7 protein-coding genes are annotated in these 9,510 nt (G+C 62.6%); 4 read left to right on the forward strand and 3 right to left on the reverse strand.

The window, feature by feature from the left end; translation table 11 throughout:
- Positions 1-10 precede the first annotated feature (10 nt).
- Positions 11-280 (forward strand): PepSY domain-containing protein, encoded by a 270-nt coding sequence (locus HX801_RS31420; protein ID WP_003217951.1) that lies wholly within the window; start codon positions 11-13, stop codon positions 278-280.
- Positions 281-321: 41 nt separating this feature from the next.
- Here HX801_RS31420 and HX801_RS31425 read toward each other — a convergent pair whose 3' ends face one another.
- Positions 322-5,436 carry a dermonecrotic toxin domain-containing protein gene (locus HX801_RS31425; RefSeq protein WP_177023405.1) on the reverse strand — a complete coding sequence of 1,705 codons (5,115 nt, stop codon included), beginning with the start codon at positions 5,434-5,436 and terminating at the stop codon, positions 322-324.
- 170 nt (positions 5,437-5,606) lie between these two features.
- Between HX801_RS31425 and HX801_RS31430 the strand changes: the two genes are divergently transcribed.
- Entirely contained in the window at positions 5,607-6,644 is a 1,038-nt protein-coding gene (locus tag HX801_RS31430) for an Ldh family oxidoreductase (protein WP_177023406.1), read from the forward strand.
- A gap of 40 nt (positions 6,645-6,684) precedes the next feature.
- Here HX801_RS31430 and HX801_RS31435 read toward each other — a convergent pair whose 3' ends face one another.
- Positions 6,685-7,005, reverse strand: coding sequence for a YqjD family protein (locus tag HX801_RS31435; protein WP_003217958.1), 321 nt, complete (start codon positions 7,003-7,005; stop codon positions 6,685-6,687).
- Positions 7,006-7,183: 178 nt separating this feature from the next.
- Between HX801_RS31435 and HX801_RS31440 the strand changes: the two genes are divergently transcribed.
- Positions 7,184-7,435: a hypothetical protein gene (locus HX801_RS31440; RefSeq protein ID WP_003217960.1), complete on the forward strand. Its 252-nt coding sequence runs from the start codon at positions 7,184-7,186 to the stop codon at positions 7,433-7,435.
- Here the strand turns inward: HX801_RS31440 and HX801_RS31445 are convergent.
- On the reverse strand, positions 7,410-8,327 hold the full coding sequence (locus tag HX801_RS31445) for a LysR substrate-binding domain-containing protein (RefSeq protein WP_008432042.1): 918 nt from the start codon (positions 8,325-8,327) through the stop codon (positions 7,410-7,412). The two genes, HX801_RS31440 and HX801_RS31445, sit on opposite strands and share 26 nt — an antisense overlap.
- 92 nt (positions 8,328-8,419) lie before the next feature.
- Between HX801_RS31445 and HX801_RS31450 the strand changes: the two genes are divergently transcribed.
- The gene (locus tag HX801_RS31450; RefSeq protein ID WP_008432044.1) at positions 8,420-9,346 is read left to right on the forward strand and encodes a carbon-nitrogen hydrolase family protein; all 927 of its coding nucleotides are present in this window, start codon (positions 8,420-8,422) and stop codon (positions 9,344-9,346) included.
- The last annotated feature ends 164 nt before the right edge of the window (positions 9,347-9,510 follow it).

Raw genomic sequence — 9,510 nt, forward strand, 5'->3', positions numbered from 1 at the left:
GAGCACGAAAATGCTTAAGAAAACCTTAGCCGCCGTTGTCGCAACCACCGCCTTGCTCAGTGCTGGAGCCGCCCTGGCGGACAAACCGGGCGCAGGCTGGATCACCATCGAAAAAGCCATCGAGACCGCCAAGACCAAGGCTGGTTACGTCCAGATCTACAAGATCGAAGCCGATAACGATGGCTACTGGGAAGGTGAGGGGCGCAAGGCCGATGGCGTGGTCTATGAGTTCCGCATCGACGGTGAGTCGGGCAATGTGTTGCGCGATCAGAAAGACTGAATGAACTGACGGGTGCGGGCGTTCGGCCCGCACCCTGTCTGTTACGGTGTGGCTTCGGCAATCGAAGGCACGGGGTCCAACTGGCGCCCCAGGGTGGTGATCAGCAAGGTCAGTGAGTCGGCGTTATCCATCTGTGTATTGAACCGCCGCGTCAGGTTGGTTTTGAAAATTCCCCGCGCGTTGCTCAAGTCCACGCCTCCGGTCGTGGCAAGAATCTGCTGCTTGATGTAGTCATCTTCCGGGTCGGTCCCCAGGTCGAATCCGGTAGGCCCCCACGCGTCCGTTGATTTGAACAATTGCCCAACAGGCGTGTTGATCGAGTACGCATTCTCCTGCACGTTGCGCAGCCAGTCCTGAAGATCGCGACCGGCTTGGGTCTGTACTTCAATCAGGTCGGAAAAAGGTGATGTGGAATTGAGGTAGGCGACGTCGGCGGTATTGCTCACGATATGAGTCAACTCATGAATCAAGGTGGTCGCGCGGGCATGGGCTCTTTGGTCGAAGTGATTGATCAGGCGCCCTTCGAAATCGGCCGTAGGGGGGTTGAAGAAGTTTTCAGTGAGGTAGATGCGTCGATCCGGGTCGCCGTCGATGGTAAACGCCCAGTGCCGTTCGGGTTCGGCAATATGCGCACCGGAGACGAAACGCCGGGAATTGAGCGAGTAGAGTGTCGGCTCCAGCGCCTCATCGAGGAGGGCGGTCACCGTGTCCATGAGTTTTTGCGCGAGGGCTTCCGGAAACTTGGCCGGGCCGGTGTCGGCGTCTATCGGGATGCCGAAGAAGCGGTTGATAAAGCGATGCACCCGGGTCACGGGCGGATACTGGTGGTCGAGCAGCTTCAGGTTCTGCTGGCAGTTGTGCAGGTAGAAGGTTGCCAGGTCCAGTGCCTCGACGATCGCCTGGGCCCTGGAGGGCGACACACGCCGAATCTCGGCCAGGCCGCGGGCCTCGACGTTCATCACCTGGTCCACGGCTGTCCGCACCTCACGGCGGTCCATCATTGCACTCCATCCGGGGCCGTGGCGGCGAACCGATGCGCCCGGGTCCAGGGTCCATTTGCGGTTGGCATCCAGGCGCACAAACGGTCCTTTGGACCGTGCACTGAAAAGCCGCCAATGGCCTTCGACCTGCCTGGCGCGGTAGACCTTGCCTGCGCACGGCAGGTAATGCCGGTTGTCCGTCGCTGTGTAGACGCCCGTGTTGCCTGCCGTCAGGCCCTCCAGGCTGATGTCGCAGGCTTCGTACGCTTGCAGCCGGGTTCGGGCCCGGGCGGTGACGTCGATGTCGTGCCAGGCACTGGCCGTTTGCGTCGGCGCGGGTTGCGCGGGGGCGGTGCCTGGTGTCGAGGGTTCATCCATCAATGCGCGGATCGAAGCCATTTGCGCGACACCGCCGATGAAGGTTTGCAGCGCCTCGCGCCAGCGGTGTTGCTGCAAGTCTTCGGCAGAGGCCTGGAACAGTTTGTAACTTTGCCAGATCACCAGCGGCACCATCAGCTTGCCCGGCAGCAACGCCTGCGCGTGCTGCAGTCCGCTGCTGAACAAGGCTTTGAGGGTGTCCCAGGCTGACCGGCCGTTGGCCTGGGATTGCTGTTCAAACAGGTTCGAGATCAATCCGATGTTGTCGCGGTACAACTGCTTGAGCGCGTGGCCCCTGATCGGATTGGCCCCCAGGGTGATTTCCGAGGTTCCCCCGACTGTGCTGGCCCAGAGGTGTCTATACGTGGCTTGCTCAGCCTCTGGCAGGCGACCGATCACCCAGTCCTGCAAGGGGCCGGGCAGGTTGAGCCGGCGAATCAAATCGGCCTCGTTGTCGAACTCCTGGAACGCCTGTTGCGGCCCATAGGGCGCATACATCACCAGCGGAGTGCTTTCGACGGCACTGATCAAGTAGACCCCAAGGGCCTTGATGGACCGGGCCCCCGCCGTGGCGATCAACTCCAGCGGACGCACTGTCGAGGTCGCGCCCTCGACCGCTGCGCGGGCGAGCGCGTCCGGCATGTCGAGGACCTGTTCGACCAGGCTCAGGCCCGCAGGTGATAACAGTTCCTGCAGCCTCAGCGCGTGGGCATTTTGCAACAGTTGCCAGGGCAGTTGCTGAATAAACCGGCGCTCCCGCACGTCTGCGCCCGGCTTGCCCGGGGTGAGTTTTTCGACCAGGCAAGCCTGGTGGTCCTGCTTGAGGGGCAGGCGCGCGAGGATCTGGCGCACCACAGCAGGTGTCAGGCCGGCGGCTGTGGACTCGACATCGAATGCAGCAGCTTGCTGGCTGACGTGATTGAGGGCGTAGTCCACCAGGTTCTGCCGCTGGCCGGCCAATACCAGCTTGGGCAGGATGTAGACGTCTTGCGGGCGCACGTCATAGGGCTGCAACAAGTCGATGAGCTTGCTGCCGAGATACGCTGGCAGCGGCAGGAAATCGTCAAGGTAGTCCTTGTCGTCCGTGAGGCTGTGGCGGTATTGCTCAAGGATTTCGACATGGCGACGCTGTTGGCTGACAGACGCCATCCCCAGCCAGGCGGGCAGTGATTGTTGTGCCATGAAGGTCTGGGCGATTTGTGAGGCATGGCCCAGGTCGTTGGCCGGCAAGGCCTTTTCCAGCCCCCCGAGACGCTTCAGCAAGGCGTCCCCTGAGAGCGTCAGGGTGAGGCAGTGAGCCCGTTGTGCCCGGTAATGATCAATCCAGGACTGCTGGCAGTGCTGTGCGACCGCGCCGTTGATCAGCATGAACTGACCGAGTGCGCAGGCCTGGTGCGGTTTGAGATAGCGCGGGTCGAGATTGGCCAGTAGCTGCCTGCGAAGGTCCGGCGCGGCCAGTCGTCGTTGCAGTTCTGTCTGCAACTGGCTGACATTGGCGAAACTCTCCAGGCCGCGCGCCGGCGTCCACAGCACGGCCCGGCCTGAGTGGGACGGGGCCAGGCCACCGCGTTCGGTGAGCATCAAGCAATGCGCCAGGGGCACCCGTTGCGTCAGGCCCTCGGGTTCGACGGTCAACGCATAGGCATCCGGGATGAATCCACCCAGGCCCTGGCGCCGGCGGCGATCAGGGTGTTGAAGATCAAACACCGTCTGCGCGATCGCCTCATCTCGGGCGTCCAGGCTGTTGTTGAGGCGCCTGAGCCTGGCTTCGCCCTGGATCGCCACCGCCATGGCATGGGCCATCGGCGCCTTGAGCTGTTCCAGGTATTCGCGGGGAATATCGGCAATGTTGGAGTGATGAAACTTGACCAGTGCGGCATCGAGCACTGCGTTGGCTTGCGCTATGTCCAGGCCGCCCAGCGGTGTGACAGCCCCATCGACCTGGCTGGCGTAAAGGCCATAGTGCGGCGTTTGCGGAATCGGCCCGCGCTTGTGTATCAGGCGCGCAAGAAAGTAACTGCGCAGGCTCTGGCTTTCCAGGGGCGCAGTGGCGCGTGTCGCGCTTGCGCTGGCGGCGTAGCGATTGACGTAGATCTTGCCGGGATCGTGGCCAGCCAAGCCGCGGCGGTTGAACTCGGCGGTGAGCGCCTGATTGACGGTGTTGGCCAATGTGGGTTGCGCTCGCACCTGGGTTGCCAGCGTGTCCTGGATATCGGTCATCTGCTTTTGCAGCAGGGCGGCACGTTCGGCGGCCAGCGACACCGGGCGAGTCGGGTCGGCCAGTACCGAATGAGGCGTCCAGCGTCCCGCGGTATCCAGGCCCGGGAGGTGGCTGTCGATCATGTACCGCACATCCAGCGCGTAGTCGAGCAAGGCCGAGGGGTCAATGCCGGCGCGGGTGCGTCGGTACAGGTCGAGTGCGTAGCGTAGGTTCTGTTGCTGCTTGCCGATGATGGTTTCGAGCACCTGCTCAAACAGATTGCCGGCGATGGGAGTGCCGGAAAACTGCGGCGTCTTGAACCCTACAAACAGCGCCCGCTCCTCCAGGGACATCAGGTTGTAGAGGTCGTCTTCATAGCCTGGCGCCTTGACCATGGCCTTGAGGGTGTCCATCAGATCGTCGTAGGTCCCGAGCACCTGCAGGCCCTTCTCGGGGGTGTAGAGAAAGGTCTGCGAATTGCCGATCATCAAGGTGCTGGCCAACTCGACGGCGTTGCTCGGCTGCTCCCAGATCTGTACGTTCTCGACGCGCAGCGTCTGGCTGTTCGGGGGGGCCTCGTTACCCCGGGAAGAGTACAGCGCTGCCAATGCGCGGCTTTGCTCCGGACTGATGATGGATTGCTGGCGCTTGAACAGCAGATCCAGTTGCGCATTGGCGGCCATGGCCCGGGCGAACCAGGCCCGACGCGACACGCCCGGTGCGATCTCGCTGTTCCAGAACGTCTCCAGTGCACTGTGCAGGAACGGGATCAGTTGGCCGGCTGCTTGTTTGATCGCGGTTTCCCAACGCTGCGTGTCGCGGGCCTTGGCGTCGGCAGGCCGCTTGGGGTGGAAGAACTCCCGGGTTTGCCCGGCGGGCCAGGCTTGTTCACGGTAGTACAACAGCACCGCGTCATTGAGTTGCAGCGAGTCGAGCCAGCGAGGCACCGTGTACCCAACGGGCTGTATGGCGAAAAAACTCACGTGGGCTTCGCCGGGGCTGAGCCCGGGGAACAGTGGGCGGCAGACGCTTTCGAGCAGTTTTGAAAGCAGGGCGCCGAGGGCGGGCAACTGTTTCAACGCCGCCAGTAGCGCCTGGCGATTATTCTCCTGATAGCGCCTGAGGGTTTTTTCCTGTTCACCCAATACGTCGCCGAGCATGGCCTCCGGTGTCAGTACCAGTCGGTTGTCGAGTAGCGGCGATGGTTGTTGCTGCAAGGGCAGGAAGTACAGCAGTTGCGTGGCGCTGTCCGGGGTTTTCAAGCGCTCGGTCAGTGCTGTCAGCAAGTGGGCGGGGCTGTCGAATTTTTCCAGGCCGCCGTACGGGGTGTAGAGCCAGGCATGTGGGTAGGCGCTGGTTGAACTCATCATGAAGCTGCCGGCCAGTTCGACGGCATTGGCAGTGCTTTTATTCAACCAGATGCGCTGCGCGATCATTGGCGGCGACTGTTGGCGACGGCCTGCATCGCTGGCAAAAAACACCTTGCCGAGAAACTCGATGTCCCTGCTGTCGATGTTCAGCTGGCGCTCACGGTCCAGCGCCCTCCAGCCCACGCGCATGGCTTCGGGGAAAAAATACGGGAGAGGGGTGTGGCTCATCATCCTGATCCTTGAAGAGTTGCGTGCCTGCAACCTATCCAGGCCTGGCGCCACGAGGGGCTAGATATGTCTGGCGCTCCCTGTCGACAGCCATGGGGCAAACCCTGTCTAATCGACGGACCGATTCTTGTACGCTGTTGCCCATTCCAATAATTAAACGGGAGCTTCAGATGTCTGCATCGCCTTTGGATGTCGAGTCTTCATCAGAGCGACTCAGTTATGCGCAATTGACCGACCTGCTGCGCCAGGTGTTTGTCCGCCACGGTACGTCGGCCGATGTGGCCCAGGTGCTGGCCGAGAACTGCGCCAGCGCCGAGCGCGACGGTGCCCACAGCCACGGTGTATTCCGTATCCCCGGTTACGTCTCGACCCTGGCCAGTGGCTGGGTCAACGGCAAGGCGGTGCCCGTGGTCGAGGATGTGGCCAGCGGGTTTGTGCGGGTGGATGCGGCTAACGGCTTCGCCCAGCCCGCGCTGCAAGCCGCCCGTGGGCTGTTGGTGGAAAAGGCCCGCAGTGCCGGGATTGCCTTGCTGGCGATCCATAACTCCCACCACTTCGCGGCGCTTTGGCCGGATGTCGAGCCTTTTGCTGAAGAAGGCCTGGTGGCCTTGAGCGTGGTCAACAGCATGACCTGCGTGGTGCCCCACGGCGCCGACCGCCCGCTGTTCGGCACCAACCCCATTGCCTTCGCCGCGCCCCGCGCCGATGGCCTGCCGATCGTGTTTGACCTGGCCACCAGCGCCATCGCCCATGGCGACGTGCAGATTGCCGCGCGCAAGGGCGAGCGCTTGCCACCCGGCATGGGCGTGGACAGCCTCGGCCAACCGACCCAGGACCCCAAGGCGATCCTCGAAGGCGGCGCGCTGTTGCCGTTTGGCGGGCACAAGGGGTCGGCCCTGTCGATGATGGTCGAGCTGCTGGCCGCGGCCCTCACGGGCGGTAACTTCTCGTTTGAGTTCAACTGGTCCGATCACCCCGGCGCCCGCACCCCATGGACCGGCCAACTGCTGATCGTGATCGACCCGAGCAAGACCGCCGGGCAGAGCTTCGCCGAGCGCAGCCAGGAGCTGGTGCGACAGATGCATGCGGCAGGGTTGCGGCGTTTACCGGGGGATCGGCGCCATCGCACACGGGCGAAGTCGCAGGCAGGCGGAATTGAGATCGAAACGCAGGAATTGAGTCGGTTGCGGGTGTTGGCACAGGCCTGAAGCGAGCTGCGCCCGGGGAGGGCGCAGCCGTTGCATCAGATCAGTTGCGGCGGCCCAGCAACAGGCCGACTACCAGGCCAAACCCGGCGGAAATCGCCACGGTCTGCCATGGGTGGCCACCGATATAGGTTTCGGTGGCATCCACCACCGGCTTGCTGCGCTCGCGCACGTTGGACACCGAGTCCAGCGCCTGCTTGAGCTTGATGGCGACCTGTTCACGCAGGGTTTCACCTTCTTCCCCCACCAGTGACGCGCTGCTTTTGAGCAGCTTGTCCGATTCTTCGATCAGTGCGGTCAGCTCACTGAAGGCTTGGTCCTTGATTTGGTCTTCGACGGCTTGGGCGGCAGATTTGCGAGCCATTGGGTTAACTCCTTGCGGGTGAATGTGGCAATGAATGCGCTTCTTGATGAAGAATGGAGTGTTTGAAGCGGGCAAAAGTTGCAGTTTTTTTCCTGTGGTCAGCTTAGGAGAAATCCAGGCCAGGAAATTTCAACCTACAGTGTAAGATGTCACCTATTTGTGCAGCAGGTAATTCAACATGAGCTTCAATCTGGCCAACAAGCCCCTCGCCGAGCGCGCCGCGCTGGAAGATGAAAAGTCCCGTCTCTACGACCTCTGGCAAAGCAACCTGGGCAAGGCCAAGGGTGAGGCCGCCCGCCTGTTTGGCGAACGCGCCAAGCGCAAGGGCAAATGGGCCGAATGGGTGCGTGCAGAACTGGACGGCATGTCACCGCCGGAGTTCTCGAACATGGTGCGCAGTGAAGTCAATCGCCTGATGGCGGCGAAGTAAAACAAGCCTCGATTGCCTCGCGCACCTTGAGCAGCAACGGATCCAGTTGCGCCTGGGTGCGCCAGCCCAGCTCCACCGGGTAACGCGGCAGCGCCAGCGGGCAAGGCAGCTCCCTCAGTCCGGTCATCTGCGCGATGGCCTGCGCCGCATGGCCGGGGATGGTCGCCACCGCCTGGCTGCCCTTGAGCAGGAACGGCAGCGCCGCGAAGTGCGTGGTCGAGGCACCTACGTGGCGACTCAGCCCCTGCGCGGCCAGGCCCTCGTCGGTGATCCCGATAAACCCGCCGGATGACACCAGCACATGCTCGCGCCTGACGAACTCGTCGAGGTCGATGGCCTGTTGTCCCGGCGCCAGGCTGTCGGGGTCCACCAGGCACGCGTAATGGCCTTCCCCCAATACCTGCCGGCTCAACCGGCGCTCGGCAAACCCGCCGGCGGTGATTGCCAGGTCCAGGCTGCGGTCGAGCAGGGCGTCGGCAACGATCTGGCTGTGGGTCTGGCGGAACATCAACCGCAGCTTTGGCGCACGCCGGGCAATCTCTTCAATCAGCCGCCGGCCGTAGGCGATTTCGAAATCATCCGATAACCCCACCACCACCGAACGGCCCTGATAGTGATTGCCCTGGGGATCCACCATCGCCAGGCTCTGGCGGCAGCGATCCAGGGCTTCGCTGATCACCGGCTTCAACTGATTGGCCCGCAAGGTGGGCGCCAGGCCCCGGCCGGTACGCACGAACAACTGATCGCCGTACACATCGCGCAAGCGGCGCAGGGCTGCACTGATCGCCGACTGCGTGACGCCAAGGCGCAGGGCGGCACGGCTGGCACTGGATTCGTCGTGCAGGGCCTCGAAGGTTTTCAGCAGGTTGAGATCGACGTTGGCGATATTCATATGGCTCATATCAGTTAGCAGCGAAGCGGGCTTTATTCATGATTGCCGCTGGCCGGAGAATGGGCAACCCCCATTGATACGGAGTGATCGTGATGCCTGTTTCTACCGTGGCTGCGCTGCAAATCGGTTCCTTGCCGGGAGGCAAGGCTGAGACCCTGGAACAGATCCTGTCCTACGAGGACGAAATCCTGCGCAGCGGTGCGCAACTGGTGGTGATGCCGGAAGCGTTGCTCGGGGGTTATCCCAAAGGTGAAGGCTTCGGCACCCAGCTGGGGTATCGCCTGCCTGAAGGGCGTGAGGCCTTTGCGCGGTATTTTGCCAATGCGATTGATGTGCCGGGTGTGGAGACCGAAGCGCTGGCCGGCTTGTCGGCGCGCACCGGGGCGAGCCTGGTGTTGGGCGTGATCGAGCGCAGTGGCAGCACGTTGTATTGCACGGTGCTGTATTTCGAGCCGGTGGGCGGGTTGGTAGCCAGGCATCGCAAATTGATGCCTACCGGCACTGAGCGGCTGATCTGGGGCAAGGGTGATGGTTCGACGTTGCCGGTGGTTGATGCCGCGGTAGGGCGCATCGGCGGCGCCGTGTGCTGGGAGAACATGATGCCGTTGTTGCGCACCGCGATGTACGCCAAGGGTGTGGAAGTGTGGTGCGCGCCGACGGTGGATGAGCGGGAAATGTGGCAGGTGAGCATGCGGCATATTGCCCATGAGGGGCGGTGTTTTGTGGTGAGTGCGTGTCAGGTGCAGGCGTCACCCCAGGCGTTGGGCGTGGAGGTGGCGAACTGGCCGGTGGATCGGCCTCTGATCGCGGGGGGCAGTGTGATTGTCGGGCCCATGGGGGACGTTCTTGCCGGGCCATTGCTCGGTGGGGCGGGGTTGCTGGTGGCGCGGATTGATACGGATGATTTGGTGCGGGCGCGGTATGACTATGATGTGGTTGGGCATTATGCCCGGCCGGATATTTTCGAATTGACCGTGGATGAGCGGGTTAGGGCGGGGGTGCGGTTTATTGTTGACTGAGTACATATCCGTTTCTTCGGTAACGGCGGCTTATGGTTCCGCTCTTACAGCGGGTCACTTTTGGCAAACGCCCGGAATGCCGGCCCAGCCAAAAGTAAAAGGTCTTTGCCCCACCACTCGGTGCCTCGCTTAGGCTCGGCATGCCCGCACTCCGGCCATCGTGG

The organism is Pseudomonas sp. G1002 (genome assembly GCF_013385455.1).
Taxonomy (GTDB): domain Bacteria; phylum Pseudomonadota; class Gammaproteobacteria; order Pseudomonadales; family Pseudomonadaceae; genus Aquipseudomonas.

Excerpts from the sequence above, each read along its gene's own strand:
- HX801_RS31420 (WP_003217951.1), top strand. The coding sequence starts at position 11 with ATGCTTAAGAAAACCTTAGCCGCCGTTGTCGCAACCACCGCCTTGCTC.
- HX801_RS31425 (WP_177023405.1), bottom strand. The coding sequence starts at position 5,436 with ATGAGCCACACCCCTCTCCCGTATTTTTTCCCCGAAGCCATGCGCGTG.
- HX801_RS31430 (WP_177023406.1), top strand. The coding sequence starts at position 5,607 with ATGTCTGCATCGCCTTTGGATGTCGAGTCTTCATCAGAGCGACTCAGT.
- HX801_RS31435 (WP_003217958.1), bottom strand. The coding sequence starts at position 7,005 with ATGGCTCGCAAATCTGCCGCCCAAGCCGTCGAAGACCAAATCAAGGAC.
- HX801_RS31440 (WP_003217960.1), top strand. The coding sequence starts at position 7,184 with ATGAGCTTCAATCTGGCCAACAAGCCCCTCGCCGAGCGCGCCGCGCTG.
- HX801_RS31445 (WP_008432042.1), bottom strand. The coding sequence starts at position 8,327 with ATGAATATCGCCAACGTCGATCTCAACCTGCTGAAAACCTTCGAGGCC.
- HX801_RS31450 (WP_008432044.1), top strand. The coding sequence starts at position 8,420 with ATGCCTGTTTCTACCGTGGCTGCGCTGCAAATCGGTTCCTTGCCGGGA.